This is a genomic window from Chryseobacterium sp. 6424 (assembly GCF_003692615.1).
Classification (GTDB): domain Bacteria; phylum Bacteroidota; class Bacteroidia; order Flavobacteriales; family Weeksellaceae; genus Kaistella.
In genome coordinates this window covers 560,418-579,842 of sequence record NZ_CP023540.1, presented here as the reverse complement: position 1 = coordinate 579,842, position 19,425 = coordinate 560,418, and the positions used below count along the sequence as shown (strand labels likewise).

20 protein-coding genes are annotated in these 19,425 nt (G+C 43.9%); 4 read left to right on the top strand and 16 right to left on the bottom strand.

Going from position 1 to position 19,425, the window contains the following annotated elements:
• Positions 1-49 precede the first annotated feature (49 nt).
• The 3 genes from asnS to CO230_RS02680 form a co-directional block, all read right to left on the bottom strand.
• On the bottom strand, positions 50-1,495 hold the full coding sequence (gene asnS, locus CO230_RS02690; RefSeq protein ID WP_122027191.1) for an asparagine--tRNA ligase: 1,446 nt from the start codon (positions 1,493-1,495) through the stop codon (positions 50-52).
• A gap of 258 nt (positions 1,496-1,753) precedes the next feature.
• Positions 1,754-2,296, bottom strand: a complete 543-nt coding sequence (rimM, locus tag CO230_RS02685; RefSeq protein ID WP_122027190.1) for a ribosome maturation factor RimM — start codon at positions 2,294-2,296, stop codon at positions 1,754-1,756.
• 99 nt (positions 2,297-2,395) lie between these two features.
• A complete protein-coding gene (locus CO230_RS02680; RefSeq protein WP_122027189.1) occupies positions 2,396-3,082 on the bottom strand; it encodes a 30S ribosomal protein S16 in 687 nt (228 codons plus the stop codon).
• Between the two features lie 217 nt (positions 3,083-3,299).
• Between CO230_RS02680 and CO230_RS02675 the strand changes: the two genes are divergently transcribed.
• The 3 genes from CO230_RS02675 to CO230_RS02665 all read left to right on the top strand — a co-directional run bounded on the left by CO230_RS02675 (position 3,300) and on the right by CO230_RS02665 (position 7,454).
• Positions 3,300-5,507, top strand: a complete 2,208-nt coding sequence (locus tag CO230_RS02675; RefSeq protein WP_122027188.1) for a TonB-dependent siderophore receptor — start codon at positions 3,300-3,302, stop codon at positions 5,505-5,507.
• A gap of 51 nt (positions 5,508-5,558) precedes the next feature.
• Positions 5,559-6,176: a hypothetical protein gene (locus tag CO230_RS02670; RefSeq protein WP_122027187.1), complete on the top strand. Its 618-nt coding sequence runs from the start codon at positions 5,559-5,561 to the stop codon at positions 6,174-6,176.
• Between the two features lie 90 nt (positions 6,177-6,266).
• The gene (locus CO230_RS02665; RefSeq protein WP_122027186.1) at positions 6,267-7,454 is read left to right on the top strand and encodes a PepSY-associated TM helix domain-containing protein; all 1,188 of its coding nucleotides are present in this window, start codon (positions 6,267-6,269) and stop codon (positions 7,452-7,454) included.
• A gap of 5 nt (positions 7,455-7,459) precedes the next feature.
• Here CO230_RS02665 and CO230_RS02660 read toward each other — a convergent pair whose 3' ends face one another.
• From CO230_RS02660 to CO230_RS02615, 10 genes are all read right to left on the bottom strand, one after another.
• A complete protein-coding gene (locus CO230_RS02660; RefSeq protein WP_122027185.1) occupies positions 7,460-7,672 on the bottom strand; it encodes a hypothetical protein in 213 nt (70 codons plus the stop codon).
• Entirely contained in the window at positions 7,666-8,835 is a 1,170-nt protein-coding gene (locus CO230_RS02655; protein WP_122027184.1) for an APC family permease, read from the bottom strand. Before CO230_RS02655 ends, CO230_RS02660 begins: the two co-directional genes overlap by 7 nt.
• A 19-nt stretch (positions 8,836-8,854) precedes the next feature.
• Entirely contained in the window at positions 8,855-10,735 is a 1,881-nt protein-coding gene (locus CO230_RS02650; protein ID WP_122027183.1) for an ABC-F family ATP-binding cassette domain-containing protein, read from the bottom strand.
• Between the two features lie 71 nt (positions 10,736-10,806).
• The gene (locus tag CO230_RS02645) at positions 10,807-11,670 is read right to left on the bottom strand and encodes a glycoside hydrolase family 25 protein (RefSeq protein ID WP_162989961.1); all 864 of its coding nucleotides are present in this window, start codon (positions 11,668-11,670) and stop codon (positions 10,807-10,809) included.
• Positions 11,671-11,751: 81 nt separating this feature from the next.
• Positions 11,752-12,495: a deoxyribose-phosphate aldolase gene (gene deoC / locus CO230_RS02640; protein ID WP_122027182.1), complete on the bottom strand. Its 744-nt coding sequence runs from the start codon at positions 12,493-12,495 to the stop codon at positions 11,752-11,754.
• Between the two features lie 4 nt (positions 12,496-12,499).
• Complete coding sequence (locus CO230_RS02635) at positions 12,500-12,970, bottom strand: Lrp/AsnC ligand binding domain-containing protein (protein ID WP_122027181.1); 471 nt, start codon at positions 12,968-12,970, stop codon at positions 12,500-12,502.
• A gap of 17 nt (positions 12,971-12,987) precedes the next feature.
• Positions 12,988-13,932 carry an endonuclease gene (locus tag CO230_RS02630; RefSeq protein WP_228438170.1) on the bottom strand — a complete coding sequence of 315 codons (945 nt, stop codon included), beginning with the start codon at positions 13,930-13,932 and terminating at the stop codon, positions 12,988-12,990.
• Positions 13,933-13,986: 54 nt separating this feature from the next.
• On the bottom strand, positions 13,987-14,661 hold the full coding sequence (gene trmD, locus CO230_RS02625) for a tRNA (guanosine(37)-N1)-methyltransferase TrmD (protein WP_122027179.1): 675 nt from the start codon (positions 14,659-14,661) through the stop codon (positions 13,987-13,989).
• Positions 14,658-15,920, bottom strand: a complete 1,263-nt coding sequence (locus CO230_RS02620) for an NAD(P)/FAD-dependent oxidoreductase (RefSeq protein WP_122027178.1) — start codon at positions 15,918-15,920, stop codon at positions 14,658-14,660. Before CO230_RS02620 ends, trmD begins: the two co-directional genes overlap by 4 nt.
• Positions 15,921-16,006: 86 nt before the next feature.
• A complete protein-coding gene (locus CO230_RS02615; protein ID WP_122027177.1) occupies positions 16,007-16,360 on the bottom strand; it encodes a T9SS type A sorting domain-containing protein in 354 nt (117 codons plus the stop codon).
• Positions 16,361-16,484: 124 nt separating this feature from the next.
• On the opposite strand from CO230_RS02615, the gene hemB reads away from it, so the two are divergent.
• A complete protein-coding gene (gene hemB, locus CO230_RS02610) occupies positions 16,485-17,477 on the top strand; it encodes a porphobilinogen synthase (protein ID WP_122027176.1) in 993 nt (330 codons plus the stop codon).
• A gap of 80 nt (positions 17,478-17,557) precedes the next feature.
• On the opposite strand, the gene CO230_RS02605 is transcribed toward hemB, so the two are convergent.
• From CO230_RS02605 to rlmB, 3 genes are all read right to left on the bottom strand, one after another.
• Positions 17,558-18,076, bottom strand: coding sequence for a nitroreductase (locus CO230_RS02605; protein ID WP_122027175.1), 519 nt, complete (start codon positions 18,074-18,076; stop codon positions 17,558-17,560).
• Between the two features lie 2 nt (positions 18,077-18,078).
• Positions 18,079-18,528, bottom strand: a complete 450-nt coding sequence (locus tag CO230_RS02600; RefSeq protein ID WP_122027174.1) for a hypothetical protein — start codon at positions 18,526-18,528, stop codon at positions 18,079-18,081.
• Positions 18,529-18,613: 85 nt separating this feature from the next.
• A complete protein-coding gene (gene rlmB, locus CO230_RS02595; protein ID WP_122028863.1) occupies positions 18,614-19,405 on the bottom strand; it encodes a 23S rRNA (guanosine(2251)-2'-O)-methyltransferase RlmB in 792 nt (263 codons plus the stop codon).
• Positions 19,406-19,425: the final 20 nt, after the last annotated feature.

The window sequence follows — 19,425 nt, the reverse complement described above, 5'->3', positions numbered from 1 at the left end:
AATATAGGTTTATATGTTACCGTACAGAAGTTTTCTGCTGCGGCGTTGTTTAGAATTCGGCGTTATTCGGTGTACGCGGGAAGGGGATCACATCGCGGATATTGGTCATACCGGTTACGAATAGCACCAGTCTTTCAAGCCCGAGACCGAAACCAGCATGTGGCACCGAACCGAACTTCCGGGTATCGAGATACCACCAAAGTTCATGTTCATCCACATTCATGACGAGCATTTTTTCCTTTAGAACGTCGAGTTTTTCCTCGCGCTGAGAACCGCCGATGATTTCGCCAATCCCCGGGAAAAGCACATCCATGGCTGCCACGGTTTTTCCGTCGTCGTTCAGTTTCATGTAAAAGGCTTTGATTTCTTTTGGATAATCGAACAGGACTACTGGGCTTTCAAAGTGTTTCTCAACTAAGTAACGCTCGTGTTCGCTTTGCAGATCGGCGCCCCACTCTTCGATCGGAAACTGGAATTTGCCTTTCTTATTTTCTTTTGAATTCTTTAAGATATCAATGGCTTCCGTATAGGATACTCTTTTGAATCTTTTGCTGATGACATTCTGTAGCTTTTCGATGAGTCCTTCGGCAGCGCGGTCTTTCTCAGGTTTTTGTTTTTGTTCTTCGGCGAATCTCTTGTCAAGGAAATCGAGATCGTCTTTACAATTCTCTAACACGTAACCGATGACGTATTTAAGGAAATCTTCCGCAAGATCGATGTTGTCTTCTAAGTTATTGAAGGCAACTTCGGGCTCCACCATCCAGAATTCGGCAAGGTGACGCGTGGTATTGGAGTTTTCCGCACGGAAAGTCGGCCCGAAGGTGTACACACGGCCAAGTCCCATCATCGCAGTTTCCACGTTTAGCTGGCCGGAGACGGTAAGATTGGTCTTTTTGCCAAAGAAATCCTGGCTGTAATCAATGGCACCGGTCTCATCTTTCGGGATATCGTTCAAATCAAAGTTGGTGACGCTGAACATTTCCCCGGCTCCTTCAGCATCGGCCCCGGTGATGATCGGGGTGTTCATGTAGAAGAACTGGTTTTGGTGAAAGAACTGATGAATCGCGAAACTCACCGCACTGCGTACACGGAAAACAGCACCGAAAAGGTTAGTCCGGAAACGCAGATGTGCCTGCTCCCGCAGGATTTCCAAAGAGTGTTTTTTGGGCTGAAGTATGGTCTTATCGCGCTCTTCGGTAAGGTTGTCGCCTAATATCTGTATTTTTTTTGCTATGATTTCGATGGTTTGCCCTGCGCCCTGGCTCTCAACAAGCTCGCCTACAATTTTCAGTGAGGCTGCGGTGCTGATGTTTTTGATAAGATTTTCATCAAACTTGTCAAAATCGACTACTACCTGTAGGTTGTTGATCGTAGAACCATCATTCAGTGCGATGAAGCGGTTGCTGCGGAAGGCGCGAACCCAGCCCTGAACGGTGATGTCGTGATGAAGTAGTTTTTTGTAATCGGATAATAATTCGTTAATGGTTGTTCTCATTTACACTCGTTTTTATACTTCAGCAGCGGTTTACAGAGGTATTTTATGTGCTGATGTTGTACAAATGTAATAAAAACTGGCGTAATTTTTGATGCAAACGGTGAAAATTTTAGCGTCTCGTTACGTGTTTCAAACTTATTTCTTCAAATAGCTCCCCAGTTGCGACCCGGCCTGAGTGGAGCTCTTTTTGCGTAATGGAATGAAGCGAAAAAGCGGGAACGGAGGACGGAAATTGTCGCCCAGATGGCTGGCCTGTAACTACTCGTCTTTCTTTGATGGGACCAAGAACACGTCCATCAACCCCTCTGGAAGATCCATTTTTAAGAATTTTTCTTCACGATTGAGTTCGATAATCCAATCTTTGATGATTGGGACGATGATTTCTTTGCCTGCAAAATCGAGTATGAAGTAGTGCTGCGCGGTCTGGTCGTTCACGGAAACGATGTTGCCACAGCTTTTACCGTCGGCTTCACGGATTTCGTAGCCAATGACTTCGTGATAATAGAATTTGTTGCCTGTGAGCTTGGGCAGTGTGGAAAGTGGCAGGTAGGCGTCTTTGCCCAGAGACTGCTCGATGAGTGCTTCGGTGGCGTTTTTGAAGGAAATGATGAGGGTGTCGCCTTTACTCCACGATTGTTTGGCGATGAAAAAGGGTACCAGCAGGCCATTGATATCCAGAAAAAGGGACTCTAGCCGATTATACATCTCTGGCTGATCGGTATCGAGTTTCAAAAAAACATTCCCTTGCAGGCCGTGGCGGCGGGTGATTTTCCCTAAAAAATAGCAGTCTTCTTTTTTCATTGTAGGATTCTGTATGACCTTATTGGGTGCAAATATATTTATTTTAAAATAACAAAGGCGCTACAGTAGCGCCTTTGTTGTAATATGTGTGCTTGGGAATTAGGCTTTTGCCTCGTCGCCTTCAGCATCTTTTTTAGGTGCTACAGCATCAGCAATTTTCTCCGTCACCTCAGCAACAGTTTCTTTCACTGCATCTACAGCTCCGCTTACTGCAGCGGCTACGTTACCTAAAGTTTCTGCTACGTTTTCTACGGCTGATTTTTCAGCGGCTTCAGCGTTAGCAGCGGCTTTTTCTTCAGCAATTTTAGCTTCTTCAGCAGCCTTAGCGTCTGCTTCTAGTTTAGCGGCAGCGTCAACTCTTGCTTGGTTTACTTTAGCCTCAGCTTCCAACGCTGCTTTCTTAGCATCTTCTTTTGCTTTCTTCAGACCGTCTTTTTTACCAAGAACCTGCTGCTCTTTACCTTCCAACCAAGTGTTGAATCTTTTTTCAGCTTCAGCCTCGTCAAAAGCACCTTTAGCAACACCACCCAAAAGGTGTTTTTTGTAAAGTACGCCTTTGTATGAAAGGATTGCTCTTGCAGTATCGGTAGGCTGGGCACCGTTGTTAAGCCATTTTACTGCGGAGTCAACGTTCAGTTCGATGATTGCAGGATTGGTAACTGGGTTGTAAGTACCCAATTTCTCGATGAATTTACCATCTCTTTTTGCTCTGGCATCTGCAACTACGATGTGGAAAAAAGGTTTTCCTTTTTTACCGTGTCTTTGTAATCTAATTTTTACTGACATAAATGTTTGGTTTTGTGGGAACTCGTCCCTGTTTTATTATTAAGTGTGCAAAGATATTAATTTTTTCTGAACCTGGTTATATATACTGACTGCTCTTTCGTGAAAAACCAAGATTTTTACATTAATTTTTTTCAAATAAAAAAATATGACATTTGTCATAAATTATCCTTATTTAGAATAATTAAAAATACTACATTTGCAGAAAATTAAATTAAACATGAAGAAAGTAAGCATCAGTGCAGCGTTTCTTTTAGCTGTAGGAATAATGAACGGACAGCAGGTTCAGGACTCCGCGAAGGTTTCCGACATCGAACAGATTGAATTATTTGGTGATGTAAAGCGTCAGCAGAAAGGTTTGGAAATCATTACAAGATTACCATTGAAACCCCGCGACCAAATCCAGAGCATCTCCATCATTTCCTCGAAAGCAATCTCGGAAATGGGTGCGCTTACCATCACTGATGCCGCCAAAAACATTCCGGGTGTAGTACTTTTCAGTTCTTATGGTGGTGGTGCGGAAAGTATGTCGATCCGTGGCTACCGAGGTACGCCTACCCTTAAAAACGGCGTACTGATGAACTCTGACTTCCGAACAAGTTCGCTGATGGCTGATATGCAGGGTGTAGAAAGTTTACAGGTCATCCGTGGTTCCGCAGCGATCACACAAGGTATCGGTTCCGCGTTAGGAGCGGCCGGTGGTGTCATCAACCTTGTAACTAAAAGGCCCCGTTTCTATAACGCAGGTGACATCGGTTTCCGCTACGGCAACTGGAATATGTACCGTCCTACCCTGGATCTCCAGAGAGTCCTGGATGCCAACGGAAAAGTAGCCGTACGTTTTAACGCAGCTTATCAGAATAATGAATCCTACGCAGATTACGTAAAAGGAGAAAGAATCTACATCAACCCATCCATCGCTTACCGACCAGACGCCAGAACGGAAATCGTAGTTGAAATGGATTATATGGATGACGAACGCACACCGAATCGCGGAACCGTAAACTTGGCCGCGGATGATGTAAATGCCATCTACGATATGCCGAAAGAAAAGTTTTTAGGCTTTAATACGGATGTTACCCGAAACAAAAGCCTTAGTTTTTCAACAAACATCGAAAGAAAGATCGGTGATTTCTATAAGGTACGTGCGGCGTACATGTCGTCCGACACAGATCTGGAATCATCAGCCGTTGCCAGCCTGTCTTTGGTACAACGTTCACCGAACATCACTAATTACGGTTTAAGAAGAAGAAGCGTTTCGAAAAGCAGCAGCGAAGATAATAGCAAGGTTTTCCAGTTCGATTTTGTAGGACAGGATGTACAGACCGGAATATTAAAACACACCTTCCAAATAGGTTTCGACTGGAAAGAGTCTGCAACCACCACCGACGCATATGGTCTTGTGACCAATGGCGTAATTGACCGTGCGGTAAACAGCATTTTTGTTGATAATATTGATGTTACACAGCAATTCAGCAACATCTTACCTGCTTCGGTTGACCTTAGCCGTTTGGTAAATCTCGGCGCGAACGCCCAGGCAAAAAGCGCAACTATAGGAGTAATGGCACAGGAAGTAATGAGCATTGGGAAATACGTAAAAGCCATTATGGGCGTACGTTATAGCAAGTTCAACGGCGATTCTCAGGACGGACAGAAATATGCGTGGGATCCGTCAGTCGGGGTGATGGTTTCTCCACTAGAAAACGTTAACATCTATGGTTCATATACCACCACAACCAGCCTTCGAGGAAATTCAAATCCTTTAGAAGGAGGTGGTACTGTGGGCGCTTCTGTTACCCGGCAGTGGGAAGCTGGTGTAAAATCGGACTGGTTTGATGAAAGACTTCGTTTCAACATCAACCTATTTGATATGGACATGAACAATCTTTCTTACTCCATTCTCGATCAGGCAGGTAATGCTACAGGACTTTACGGCCTTGCGGGCGATCTGAAAAGACGTGGGGTAGAAATTGACCTCATCGGGAAACTATTGCCAGAGCTTGAAGTGATGGCAGGTTATGCATACCTCGACGCTTTCTACGAAAACAGCCCGGCTTACGTAAACGATTCCAGACCTATGATGGCTGCTGAACATACCGCAAACGGCTGGCTGAACTACACCGTGAAAGATGGCGCACTCGCGGGACTACACTTTGGTGGAGGCGTATATTACGTAGGCGAAAGACCAATCAATGAATATACGCAGAAAACAATCGTACACAATACACAGCCAGGCGTTAAACCTTTCATGCTGGATGCTTATACCACAGTGAACGCACAGATCGGTTACCGCTACAAAAATGTGAAAGTGAAAGTGTTCGCGAATAACCTTACCGATGCCATCGGCTACAGTTCATACTACCGCGGCGGTTATTTGAACAGAATCGATCCTAGAAATTTTGCCGTACAGTTAAATTATTTATTTTAATTTAATTTAGAACGATTAAAAATAATATATTTGCAATCAAATTAAACAACTATGAGACTTACCCATTTTTATCTGGCCGCAGCGCTTTCTTTAGTAACATTGGTTTCATGCAAGAAAGAGCAGAAAAGAGGTTCGATAGATTTCACCGAAATCAAAACCGAACTGAAACTTGATGACGCTAAAGAAAAACAGTTCGATGAGATTACGGCCAAATACAAGAAAATGCAGCAGGACAACTACGAGAATGCCAAAGCACAAGGCAATATGGACCGCGTAGCACTCGGCATTAAAGGAGAGGAACTCCGCAAAAGCCAAAGCGAAGAGATGGCTGCCATCCTGAGCCCGGAGCAACTGCAGAAATTCAATGAGTTTGTAGAAAGCAAGGCACGCAAAAGACCTCGTTATAATGATGCGCTTTTGGCAAAAATCAAAACAGAAGCTGCCCTCGACGAGAAACAGTTCGATATGCTGAACGCCGCGAACAATGCTTTCGAAAAAGCTTTCTCTGACGCACATGATGTGTACCATGGCAATACTGATTTAGCAAAGGAATATTGGACAAAGTTCGACAACCAAAGAAAAGAAGCCGTAAAAACAGTGCTTACGCCTGAGCAGAACGCCAAATATCTGGAAATCGTAAAAGACCAGCAATTCAAAGGCAGAGAATAAAGAACTGTCTTCCTGTTAATACATTTTTTTAAAGCATCGGAAGCGCAATTTTCCGGTGCTTTTTTTAAATTTTATAAAGTCTGTCTTCTAATGGCTAAGAAAAAATCCGCCGCACGGCTTTTCCTCAGAAAAAGGAAAAAGAACGAGTCTTTCTTCAAATACTTCATGGGATTTCTGCACCTTTGGCTCGGACTGCTCTCTTCGGTTGTCATTTTGGTACTTTGTCTTTCGGGCAGTATTTATGCCTTTAAAAACCAAATCATCGATCTTTACAATTATGATAAGATTTTCGTTTCATTATCGGATCAGCCTAAATTGAATCCGGACGCCGTTTCCGGGATATTTAAAAAAGAAGGCAAAGAACTCACGTCCCTCACAATGCCAGCCGGAAACCGAAGCTGGATGGTTTCTTATAACGAGGGAACGGCCAATCACAGCACGTTCATCAATCCCTACACCGGCGATAAGCTGGGCTCCGCGGATGCAGGCCTGAACTCATTTTTTGAGGTGATTCTTGATCTCCACCGCAATCTAATGCTGGGCGATGTGGGCAGGCAAATTGGTGGCGCTTCGGTATTGATGTTTTTGGTTTTACTTTTCTCCGGATTTGTACTTTGGTTACCACGAAAACTGAAATATTTAAAACAAGGCCTGACCGTAAAATTAAAATCAAAGTTCTTCCGCCTGAACCATGATCTGCACAATGTTTTGGGTTTCTATGCCATTCCGCTGCTGTTTTTCATCGCCGTCACTGGCATTTATGTTACTTACCCGTGGGTGAAAAATGCGGTCATCATATCGCTGGGCGGAGAGTCGATTCAAACTTCCCTAACGAATGAAAACGATGATACATTTGCAAATCTGATGGGTGATATGATGGATCGTCAGCAGGAAAAAAAGGAAACCACCGAACAACCGGTCTCCTTGAATGCGATACTAAAAACGGCTGATGAGCACCTTGATTACAACGGAAACACCGTACTTGAACTTCCGAACGCAGAAAACCCGCGCTATACAGTAAGGAAAGTGAACGCGCAACATTGGTACAGCCTGCAACTACCCGATGAGATAACCTTCGATAAAGCAGGCGCGTTCAAAACCAAGGACATTTTCCTCGACAAACCACTTGATAAACAGTTCACTGCGTTGGCCAAGCCGCTCCACACCGGCGAAATCATGGGATTGCCGAGTATTATCCTTTATTTCATCGTCACGTTAATCGGCTGCATGCTGCCCGTCACGGGCTTCATTATTTGGTGGCACCGGGTGTCGAAATAGCGGTGTTATTTCTTTTTGAATAAAAATCCTATGCCCAGATAACCGACGCTGATAATAAAATAAGCGACACCATTCGGTGAAAGCGCGGTCCCCAACAATACAATCGTGATCCCAAATATCGCGATGACCGCCATCATGCTTTTAAGTAAAGCGTTTCCGGAAAACACTCCTTTTTTAAGCAAACTGAACAGACCGATAAACAGCGCGCCGTTTACCATGTAAATGAATACGATCGGATCGCCGATAAATCGAAATTCTGTTCTGTAAAAAACTTTTCCGTGCTTGTAAAATAATACGCAAGTAAATAGAAAATCACCAACCCAAGCCCAAGAAACGCACTGTTCACCGGCATTTTTGTTTTCGTATCTACCACATTGAGTTTCAGAAACTGTTTGGCTTTCGGTAAACCCGCAAATTGATAAGGCACACGAATCATCGCCAGCAACAAGCCGTTTGACGTTCCCAAAACCGACACGATGATGAATAGTTGCATGATCAGCGCGCCACTGTCAGCAAAAATCTTTCGTGAAAATTCGGTGATATAGGTGTCTTTCAGCCTGATGATTTCATCGCCGCTCATTCCGAAGACGATTCCCATATAGTAAGAAATATAAATCACCATCACCGCTAACGTACCGATAATCAACGCTTTTGGCAGATTTTTCCTAGAATTTTTAATCTCTCCAGAAATTTGCGTCGCGATGTACCAACCGTCGAACGCGAACGAAATCGGGATGAAACTGGCCGCAATCAGCATTAAAAGTGTTTGATTTTCAGCCACATTCCTAGCGGCATAAGCAAAAGTATTCTGCTCTTCGACATCGCCTTTTACAAGACTTAAAATCCCCATTGAAGCAATTAAAATAAGCGGCAAGACCTTCAGAACGGTGGTCAGCTGCTGAAAAATTCCGCTGCTTCTGGGCCTGAAAATATTAAATACAAAAAATATCAGCAGATTCACAAAACCGATCAGTAAAAAATGGAGGCTGGTAGGCTCAAAATGCATAAACTCCGCACAAAGATGCGCAATATAAATCCCTGAAACCGTGAAAAGTACAGCCGTAAGCACCGGATAGAAAAGACTCAGGTACATCCAACCCACGAAATAACCGGCGTTTTCGCCGAAACGGTAATTAACGTAATTCAAGATTCCGCCGTCTTTTGGCAGCAGTTCAGCATAATTTGCCATCGAAATCGCCCCGAAAACCACGCTGATGCCCACCACGACAAAACCGATAAGTCCTGCTAATATATTGCCCTGCGTGGAAAGCAACACGTCATCTACCTTAAAAAATATTCCTGAGCCTATCACTTGGCCTACCACCATCGAGATGGCGGTAAACAGGCCGTATTTCGCTTCAAGTTTTTGATTTTCTGCCATTATGAAATTGTCTGTTTTATTAATCCTGAAGTTCCAGCCAGCGAAGCTCCATCATTTCTAGTTCATCGCCGATTCTCTGAAGCTCCGCCGAAAGCACAGAAATCTTCTCGTAATCGGTTTCGTTATTGAGTTTTTCGAGAATCTCTGCCCGCTGAGATTCGAGTTTCGGCATCTCTTTTTCAATGGTTTCAAGTTCGCGCTGCTCTTTGAAACTGAGTTTCTTCTGAACAGGTTTTGCAGTTTCAGCTTTCGGCGCAGGCGTTTCAACTTTCGGTTTCGCTTCGGCCACCGCACTTTTCTTGCTCAATTCCTGGCTGCACGTTTCGCGATACTCAGAGAAATTGCCCACAAATCCACGGATTTTTCCGTCGCCTTCGAAGGCCAGCACGTGATCCACAATTCTATCCATAAAATAGCGGTCGTGCGATACGATGATCAGCGAACCCTGAAACTGTAGCAGGAAATTCTCGAGTACCGTCAAAGTCGGAAGGTCTAGGTCATTCGTCGGTTCATCGAAAATGAGGAAGTTCGGGTTCTGATAAAGCACGTACATCAGGTGCAGACGGCGTTTTTCGCCACCTGAAAGTTTCGAGATGGGCGAATATTGCGTTTGGTCATCGAACAGGAAAAGCCTTAAAAACTGCGAAGCCGAAATGGTGCGGCCGTTTGCCAGCGGAAAGTTTTCACCGATTTCCCTGATGAAATCAATCACGCGTTCGTCTTCTTTGTAGGTGAGCCCCTTCTGCGAAAAATAACCGAATTTGATGGTTTCGCCGGTTTCTATTTCGCCATTATCGTAAGGCTCAAGTCCCTGGATAATATTCAATAATGTAGATTTTCCGGTTCCATTCTGCCCTACAATCCCTACTTTTTCGCCGCGCTGAAACTGATAGCTGAAATCTTTAAGCAAAACCTTTGAACCGAAACTTTTATCGATATTTTTAAGCTCCAGGATTTTCTTGCCTAAGCGTTTCATCTCAAAATCGAGTTCCAGATTCTGCTTCCTGGTATCCTGTTTGGCTACTTTTTCGGTCTCATAGAAATCGCCAATCCTCGATTTCGATTTGGTGGTGCGCGCTTTCGGCTGACGGCGCATCCATTCGAGTTCTTTGCGGTAAAGATTCTGAGCTTTATCAATTGTAGAATTCAAATTTTCTTCGCGGATGACCTTATTTTCAAGGTAAGTTGCGTAGCTGCCATTGTGAACATAGAGATTCTGGTCTTCCATCTCCCAAATGATATCACACACAGAATCAAGAAAATAACGGTCGTGCGTCACCAGCAACAGCGTAATTTTCGCTTTCGAAAGATAATTTTCGAGCCACTCTACCATTTCAACATCGAGGTGGTTGGTAGGCTCATCCATGATTAAGAGGATGTGTCGGTGCTCGGCGCGCGTCTCCGTCAAAAGTTTCGCCAATGCTACCCTTTTGATCTGCCCGCCGGAAAGTGTTCCCATTTTGGCATCAAGATCGGTGATTTTCAGCTGCGAGAGAATCTGTTTCATCTCATTCTCAAGATCCCAGGCTTTGTGCAGTTCCATTTCGGCCAGGGCTTTATCCATATCATCAGGATCTTCGGTGTGCAGTGCGTGGTGATATTTCTTTACAGCCAAGATCGGCGGCGAATCCAGCGTCATCATGAATTCTTCTACGGAAAGCGATGGATCAAACTCAATTTCCTGATCAAAGAGAACGACCTGAATGTCTTTATTAATGACGACAGTCCCAGCATCCGCAATTTCTTTCCCCATCAGGATCTTCAGCAAGGTCGATTTTCCGCTGCCGTTTTTGGCTACGATAGCGATTTTATCGCCTTCATTTACATTAAAGGAAATATTTTTGAACAGAACCTTCAGTCCGTACGACTTGGTAAGGTTTTCAGCTGAAACGTAATTCACGGTCTTGGATTTTTGAGATGTTGAATTTGCTGGCGCGAAAATACGACATTTTAACGGCACCCGCGGAAGGTTTAATCGAGCGTGAGCCGCCTTAGTGACCAAAGGCTGCCGTTGTACACATTAACGTCCACTTTGGTATTGATGCCGTGTACGATGCCTTTCTCTGTAAACTGCCAGATTTGCCACGGATCATCAGGTGAGGGCACCAAAACATCGTTATAATTGGCGAGCCAAAGAGGATAATCGTCAAATTCGCCTTTCAGGAAATCATTGTAATAATGATAATAGGTGTAGATGATGGGTTTCTCGCCATACGCCTCCTCAACGATCCGGCACCAAATTTTCAGGTCTTCGACGAGTTTCGCGTTCGATTTGCGTCTGGGAATTTTTTCAATATCTAAAACCGGCGGCAAATCACCTTCTTCCAGTTTCACATTTTCCAGGAAATTATTGGCCTGGCGCACCGGATCTTCGTCAGCACGGTAAAAATGATAGGCACCGCGGATGAGATTATGTTTTTTCGCGAGCTGCCAGAATTCATCGAAATGTCTGTCAGCACTGCGGTTGCCCATCGTGGCTCTTAAAATGACAAACTGAATCGGGATGGCACGGTTCGCGATGCTGAGGCTGTCCCACTGGATGTCTTCTCTCCGCTGATAGTGGGACATATCAATACCAAAGGTTTTATCGGAATATTCGGTAATGATACGGTTGATGCGTTTTTCCTCAAACTCGGTATTGGTAAGGCTTTTATGCTCGAATCTATTGAAATACATGGCATAATAAAACCCGATCTTCTGTTTCAGGTAGAAACCACTTCCTACCAATGCCAGTAGCAGAATCGCAAGCAATATACCACGGCGCCACATAAATCTCTTGCGCCTCTTCTGGTGGATTTTTTTGGTAGATTTCCTTTTGCCTGATTTTTTCGCCATCGTTGCAAAAATAACGTATAGAAAACAAAAAACCGTGCCCTGGGCACGATTTCCTGATTTTTATTTTATACTGTAGAACGGTTAGTATCCACCGGTAATTTCTTTGTTTGAGATAAGTGAAAGCGCAGATGAGGTCCCGATTCTCTTCACGCCCATCTCGATCATTTTCTGTGCGTCTTCGGGCGATTTTACGCCGCCGGCTGCTTTTACCGGAAGTTTACCAGCGTTTTGAATCATCAGTTCAATACCTTCGAAAGTGGCACCGTTGGGCTTGCCATTTTCGGTGGGATAAAACCCTGTGGATGATTTCACGAAAATATTCGGAAGTTGATCTTCATCAAAATTTTCTTCGGCCCACTGACGGATGTCTTTTGTAATCGAAACGATCTGCTCATCAGTAAGCGCGGCGATTTCGATGATCCATTTTACGACTTTCGCGTTTTCGAGGGCCAGTTTGGTACCCGCTACGAATTCATCTTTTACCAAATCGCTTTTTCCGGCTTTGTATGCTTCGTAATTAATGACATAATCAAGCTCATCTACGCCATCGACAATGGCTTTCTCAGCTTCCGCGAGTTTTTCAGCGGTGCTGGCTGTGCCTTCATGAAAACCTATGACCGTTCCTACTTTCACTCCAGATTTTTTTAAAGTGAGATAATTTTTGATCTCTTTAACGTAATCTGGCCGGATCATCACTTCAAAAAAATTGTTTTCGATGGCTTCATCGGTCAGTTCATATACTTTCTTAAGTGTTTCCTCTTCGCTGATGCCTGCCTGTGCCGGCGTTTTGAGGTAGGTGGAATCTAAAAATGCAGTAATATTCATGTTATTAAACTTTCAGTTGTCGGTTGATGCTTTGTTCGAGCGAGATGAAGGTTTCAGTCCTGGTCACACCTTTCAGTTTTTGCAGCTTGTTTAAAATCTGCATCAAATGATCATTATCGCGGCAAAGCACTTTAAGGAAGATCGTATAATTGCCGGTGGTATAATGTGCTTCCACCACTTCATTCACTTCCTTAAGGGCCTTCACGGCATCATGATAATGACTTGGCTGCTCAAGAAAGACACCGATGTAAGATACTACTTTGTAGCCAATCTTACGTGGATTAAGGAATGAGATGGAGTTTTCGATTACCCCAGCCTGCTCTAATTTTTTTATGCGTTGGTGTACGGCCGTCGTAGATATGCCGACGTTTTTTGAAATGTGGGCCAAGGAAGTTTTGGCATTATCCATCAGCATATAGATGATCTCTTTATCCACAGCATCCAAGTGATAGCTTGCATTGGTTGCACTTTTCATATCTGACTATTGTTATTTTAATTTCTAATAAATGAGGCCAATACGGGAAAATGATCGCTGTATCCGCCTATATATCGCGTGCCTGCGTAAGTTCTTGCGGGCCGTGCTGCAAATTTTCTGCCAGCAGCGCGTAAACGTGGATGACTAAAGACTTCTCCGCCGGAAAACTGCATCGGAAAACGGTTGTCATAAAATTCCTCCGAAAACATGATCTGATCGAACAAAAGCCCGCCACGCTGATGATAAGCCGAAAACTGCCGTGCCGTATATAATGGCAAGAACGGGTTGTTGAAGCACCGCCTGTTCTGGTTCTGGTAAAACAGCGCTGCGATATCTTCATCATCAGGATTTACGTTGAAGTCGCCCATCATGATCACCGCTTCTTCCTTGTCAATCTTCGTTATTTCTTCCTTCAGCGCCTTCAAAATGTGTGTCCTTAGTTTTATTTTGACATTATTATCCCGTTGGGAAGGCAAATGCAGCAACAACACATTAAAAACGGCCGAGTCTAACAAAAATTTACATTTCAATATACTCCTTGCACTTATTTCTTCTGAAGTATCAACTTCAAAACCAACGGCCAAATCTAATGTTTCGGAGGAAATAAGTTGTATCCTTTTCTTCTGATAAAGTAAATATACGCCCATGCCACGCCTGTCTAAATTACCGTTCCGCACAAATGCATATTCCTTAAAAACATCCTTCGCCAGTAAATCCTGTAATGGTTGCTCGCCCTGTATTTCGGATAAACCGATGAAAAGTGGTGACTGGCCTTTGTGCAAACTGATTAAGTGGAAGACTTCAGCGATTTTGCGCAGTTTGACCTGGTATTTCCTCTCATCCCAGTTTTTCAGTCCTGATGGCGTTGGATCTAAATAATGCATCACAGGTGGATCCGGCGGGAAAAGATTTTCCACATTATAGAAAGCGATGATTTCATCTGTGCGTTTACTGCCATTCACCAGACTATTGCCTTTGATTTACAAATTTACTTAAAAATAACGGTTATGAGTGCGTTACTGTAAAAGATCAGGTCGTTTGGTCTGGGTAATTTTTAGGGCTTCATCGTGCAGCCAGTCTTCTATTTTACTAAAATTTCCGCTGAGGAGTACTTCAGGCACCTTCAGACCTTTATATTCAGCAGGGCGGGTATATACGGGGGGCGAAAGTAAACCATCCTGAAAACTGTCGGTAAGCGCACTTTGCTCATCATTCAGTACGCCCGGCAACAAGCGGATAACGGCATCTGCGAGCACACAGGCCGCGAGTTCGCCACCGGTCAGCACATAATCGCCGATAGAGATTTCTTTGGTGATATGCAGTTCGCGCACGCGCTGGTCAATACCTTTATAATGGCCACAAAGAAACAGGAGGTTTTTTTTGGTGGAAAGTGTATTGGCTATTTTCTGATTCAGGGTTTCTCCGTCTGGCGTGAGGTAAATGACCTCATCATACTGCCGTTGGGCCTTTAGCTCTGATATGCAGCGGTCCAACGGTTCTACCATCATCACCATGCCTGCGGAGCCGCCATAAGGTGCATCATCAATCTGGCGGTATTTCCCTAAACCGTATGCTCTTAAAGAATGAAAATGAACTTCTGCGAGGCCTTTATCTGAAGCCCTTTTTAAAATTGATGTCCGGAACGGGCTTTCCATAAGCTCCGGTAATACACTGATAATGTCTATTCTCATTGTTCGGTTCGGTTCTTTTTATTTGGTATGATGATCAGGCGGAGTGAGGAGTCTTTGTTGAGGTAGCTCCACATCCAGTTAAAGAAGATCGCCACTTTATTTCTTACGGAGAGGATGAGCATCAGGTGAAGGAACATCCAGAAATACCATGCGAGGAAGCCCTGAAACTTAAAGTTCGGCAAATCAACCACCGCACGGTGCTTGCCAATGGTGGCCATGCTGCCTTGGTCTACATATTCATACTCCCTCCAGTCTTTTATATCTTTTTTAAGGAAGTTTCTGCCTACATTTTTACCTTGATTAATGGCTACATTGGCTACCTGAGGATGCCCCATCGGATATTTCGGTGTTTCCATATAGGCGATATCACCAATTGCAAAAATATTATCGTATCCCAACACGCGGTTATAGCGATCGGTTTTGTACCGGTTTCTGATCATCACATCCGGGTTCAGCCCTTCAATGATGTTGCCGGTAACGCCGGCTGCCCAGATCACGTTATTTGAAGCGATTGTTTTACCGCTTTTCATATAAACTTTATCCCCATCATAATCAGTAACCAACTCATCCTTCAGGAAGATGACACCGAGTTCTTTCAGGTATTTTTCAGACATGGCCTGGGATTCTTCACTCATCATGCTCAATGAGGTAGGTGTTGAAGAAATAAGGATGATATTCAGTTCCTGAAAATTCATATGGGGATAATCGCGCGGCAGGATCTCACTTTTCATTTCAGCAAAGGCACCGGCAAGTTCTACACCTGTAGGTCCGCTTCCTACGATAACGATATTCCAGTTACCGTCATCGCTGCGTTTCTTCTGAATTATAAGTTTTTCAAAAGTCAGCAGTATATGGTTTCTGATGGCAATGGCTTCCTGTGTATTTTTCATTCCGAAAGTCAGATGCTCCATCTTTTCATTTCCGAAGAAATTTGTTTTGCAGCCGGTGGCAATTACGAGTTTGTCATAGGTGATTTCCGCATCGCAGGTGATGACTTTGTTCTGTTCAGGCAAGATCCTCTCCACTTCAATCATGCGGTACTGGATGTTGCGCGAGCGCTGAAAGATTTTCCGGAAAGGGAATGAAATGTTACTTGGCTCAATACGGCCACAGGCCACCTGATAGAATAACGGCTGAAACATGTGGTGATTCACCTTATCGAGAACAAAGACTTTCTTATTCTTGTTGTTAAGTTTCTTTGCGAGATGAAGACCTGCAAATCCGCCGCCGATGATGACAATTTTTTCCCTGCTTTCCATAGAACAAAATTACTGATTATTATATGATGCTTCAAAAGTACTGCCACAGATGATTTCAAAAAAAATCCCTGATGGCCAGGGATGATTTAATGTTTTACAATTTGGGTCACTTTCTGCGTATTATCGCTCAGGGTGTATCTCATCAGGTATTTACCAGGGCGAAGCTTATCAAGCCGAATCTCACCCGAGTTCATATTCACCGCATATTCCGCCACCTGCATGCCTAGGATTGAATAAAATGTAACTGATTTGATTTTCAGTGAAGCGTCCTTAGACTTTACAATAATAAAATCACGGGCAGGATTAGGATATGCCACCAACACGCCGTCATCAGACTTTTGTGCCGCAGCAAAAGGCTCTCGGCTGACCTGCGCGGAAAGGTCCGCAGAAAACAAGACCAACATGCCAAAAAATATAATAGAAGACAGTAAATTTTTCACCTTATAAAACTTTATATTTATAATATGCTCACAAAAGTAAGGAAACGTAATTTATCTACCACCGTTTTTTCATAAAACAATGGTTAAATTTGCAGTATAAATTCAAAATTTATTCCAAAAGAAAATGATTATACCGTCCCGCAACCGCAGACTCCGTACCAATGCCTCAATACGTGCATTGGTACAGGAAACCATACTTACGACCAACGATTTTGTAATGCCGATCTTCGTTATGGAAGGCGAAAATCTGCAAGAACCCATCCCCTCGATGCCGGGCATTTTCCGCAGGAGCATTGATCTTACGGTGAAAGAATGTAAAGAGTTGTTCTCTTTAGGGATAAGGGGTGTAAATCTTTACATGAAAGTCTCTGAAAATCTGAAAGACAATAAAGGAACAGAAGCATGGAACAAAAACGGGTTGATGCAGAACACCATCAAAGCGATAAAAGACGCAGTCCCTGAAATGATAGTAATGCCCGATGTAGCGCTAGACCCCTACTCTGTGTACGGACATGACGGCATTATTACAAACGGTAAAATAGACAACGACGCTACCAATGAAGCATTGGTTAAAATGGCGATATCACTAGCGGAAGCAGGGGCCGATGTGATGGCGCCCAGTGACATGATGGACGGCCGCGTTGCAGCCATCCGCGCAGGTTTAGAGGAAAATGGGTTCACCGATGTAGCCATCTTGAGCTATGCGGCAAAATATGCAAGTTCCTTTTACGGCCCATTCCGCAGCGCGCTTGATTCTGCTCCCAAAGAAAACACGGATATTCCGAAAGACAAAAAAACATATCAAATGGATTTCCATAACTCGCGCGAAGCTTTGGATGAAGTCTATAAAGATGTGGCTGAGGGTGCCGACATCATCATGATAAAACCAGGCTTGCCTTATTTAGATATCGTATCAAAAGTGCGTGAAGCAATTGACCTGCCGATCGCCGTATATAATGTAAGTGGTGAATATGCGATGCTAAAAGCGGCGACACAAAACGGCTGGCTGGACAATGACAAAGCGGTTATCGAAAGCCTGACGTGCATAAAGCGGGCCGGTGCTGATATGATCTTCACTTACGCGGCCAAAGAAGCCGCAATACTGCTTAACGGATAATTAAGCAAGACTCTTTTGACGCTCGCTTCGCTCGCGCCTCGAATGCAAAAAAAATCTTTCAGCAACCCTGAAAGATTTTTTTATTGATTTGCACACTTACCAAGGAAGAAAAGCCCGTAACATCTTTGATTTTCGGGTAGTCCCAGGAAGGCATCCAAATGTTTTATTAGGCCGGGCGTACTCCAATAGCAACCGATGCCGTGTGCGGAAGCCGTTAGATACATATTCTGTACGGCCATGGCGGTGGCGGCAATTTCTTCCCACTCGGGCACCAATCCGCTGAAGTTGACTGAAATTGTAATGATAGTATCTGCCTTGACAGCCTTTTCGGAGATGCTGAGGTATTTTTTTTCGAGAAAAAGTGGCGCTGCCGTGGTACGTTTATAGATTTCCGCCATTTCCGCACCCAATTGTAATTTATCCTCGCCTTTGAAAACTTTCAGACGCCAGGGCTTGGTGCGTTTATGGTTTGGGGCAAACGCTGCAGAACGCAGGATTTCCGTTAAAACATCATCATCAATTTTTTCATCGGAATAATCCTTAGGAAATATACTCCTGCGGTTTTCTATAATCTCTTTTAGGACTGCTGCTTTATCCATTATCACATGACATTTTGGATGGTTTGACTGATGTTATTGAGTACAAAAGAATCGCCGGCAACTTTCCCGAACATCACTTGCGCCATAGGGCTTTGTTCTGAAATCGCATAAAACCGGTCACCTTCATAAAAAAATTCACCCAGCGAAACAGAGATATAGAAACGGGCTTTATTCGTAAAAACCATCGATCCCAGTTGAACTGTGTCTGTAGGCGCGTTCAGCACTTTCACCATATGACGCTGCAGGTCATTCAGGGAGCCTAGCTGGCGCTGCATTTGGTAGATTTCTTCCTGTATTTCCTCCCGAATAGAATCGTATTTCGGTGTTTTCTTAATATCGCGGCTTGCATCAATGGTAAACTCAATAAAGTCTTCCAGCTTTTTTATTTTCCCAGCGATAATCTCCAGCACGTAGTTTCGGATTTCACTCTTCTGCACGGTTCGGTTCTGCATAAATCTCTGTTTTAATTAAGTAAATAAATTTTTAATCAAATTGAGTGCTAAATGAAGAGAATGCAAACTTTAAAGCGTACGCAGTTTATTTACCGGCGAGGTTTTTCTGTCGCACCGCTTCATATAAGATGGCACCACAAGCGACGGATACGTTCAGGGACTGCGTTTTGCCTACAATCGGCAGTTTTATCTTCTCGTCTGCATGATGCAACACTTCTTTCGAAATACCCGTTTCTTCATTACCCATCACGATGGCGCAAGGTTCGGTAAAATCGGCATCGTAGATCAGTTTCTGAGCCTTTTCACTGGCGGCGAGTACCTGTACGCCACTTTGCTGTAGGAAATCTACCGTATGGGCAAGGTTTTTCTCTTTACAAATCTTCAGGTTGTAGATAGCGCCGGCAGAAGTTTTGATCGCATCAGAATTGATTGGTGCGGCGCCTTTTTCGGGCAGAATGACGGCGTGTACGCCAACACATTCCGCGGTACGGCAAATAGCCCCGAAATTCCGCACATCCGTTAGACGGTCGAGGATCAATAAAAATGGGGTTTTTCCTTCCTCGAACAGTTGTGGAAGCACATCTTCAATCTTTTCAAACGGAACATCTGAAATAAAAGCGACTACCCCTTGGTGGTTTTTCCTTGTAAATCTATTGAGTTTTTCTACTGGAACGTAATTCGGACGAATTTTATGTCTTGCAAGCAGGTTTTTCAGTTCGAGATAAATCTCACCCTGCAGTGCATTCTGCATGAATATCTTATCAATGGTTTTACCGGCCTCTATGGCCTCCATCACCGGCCGAAGTCCGAAAATAAAATCATCTTTGCGGTCTTTATCGTGGTTTTCAGAGGTTTTTTTATGTGAAAAGTCTTTCAAAATAGTAATGTTTAAAGTTG

Excerpts from the sequence above, each read along its gene's own strand:
- CO230_RS02655 (WP_122027184.1), bottom strand. The coding sequence starts at position 8,835 with ATGGCAGAAAATCAAAAACTTGAAGCGAAATACGGCCTGTTTACCGCC.
- CO230_RS02665 (WP_122027186.1), top strand. The coding sequence starts at position 6,267 with ATGGCTAAGAAAAAATCCGCCGCACGGCTTTTCCTCAGAAAAAGGAAA.
- CO230_RS02675 (WP_122027188.1), top strand. The coding sequence starts at position 3,300 with ATGAAGAAAGTAAGCATCAGTGCAGCGTTTCTTTTAGCTGTAGGAATA.
- hemB (WP_122027176.1), top strand. The coding sequence starts at position 16,485 with ATGATTATACCGTCCCGCAACCGCAGACTCCGTACCAATGCCTCAATA.
- CO230_RS02605 (WP_122027175.1), bottom strand. The coding sequence starts at position 18,076 with ATGGATAAAGCAGCAGTCCTAAAAGAGATTATAGAAAACCGCAGGAGT.
- asnS (WP_122027191.1), bottom strand. The coding sequence starts at position 1,495 with ATGAGAACAACCATTAACGAATTATTATCCGATTACAAAAAACTACTT.
- CO230_RS02680 (WP_122027189.1), bottom strand. The coding sequence starts at position 3,082 with ATGTCAGTAAAAATTAGATTACAAAGACACGGTAAAAAAGGAAAACCT.
- CO230_RS02660 (WP_122027185.1), bottom strand. The coding sequence starts at position 7,672 with ATGGTAAACGGCGCGCTGTTTATCGGTCTGTTCAGTTTGCTTAAAAAA.
- CO230_RS02670 (WP_122027187.1), top strand. The coding sequence starts at position 5,559 with ATGAGACTTACCCATTTTTATCTGGCCGCAGCGCTTTCTTTAGTAACA.
- CO230_RS02600 (WP_122027174.1), bottom strand. The coding sequence starts at position 18,528 with ATGCAGAACCGAACCGTGCAGAAGAGTGAAATCCGAAACTACGTGCTG.
- deoC (WP_122027182.1), bottom strand. The coding sequence starts at position 12,495 with ATGAATATTACTGCATTTTTAGATTCCACCTACCTCAAAACGCCGGCA.
- CO230_RS02620 (WP_122027178.1), bottom strand. The coding sequence starts at position 15,920 with ATGGAAAGCAGGGAAAAAATTGTCATCATCGGCGGCGGATTTGCAGGT.
- CO230_RS02645 (WP_162989961.1), bottom strand. The coding sequence starts at position 11,670 with ATGGCGAAAAAATCAGGCAAAAGGAAATCTACCAAAAAAATCCACCAG.
- CO230_RS02635 (WP_122027181.1), bottom strand. The coding sequence starts at position 12,970 with ATGAAAAGTGCAACCAATGCAAGCTATCACTTGGATGCTGTGGATAAA.
- trmD (WP_122027179.1), bottom strand. The coding sequence starts at position 14,661 with ATGAGAATAGACATTATCAGTGTATTACCGGAGCTTATGGAAAGCCCG.
- rimM (WP_122027190.1), bottom strand. The coding sequence starts at position 2,296 with ATGAAAAAAGAAGACTGCTATTTTTTAGGGAAAATCACCCGCCGCCAC.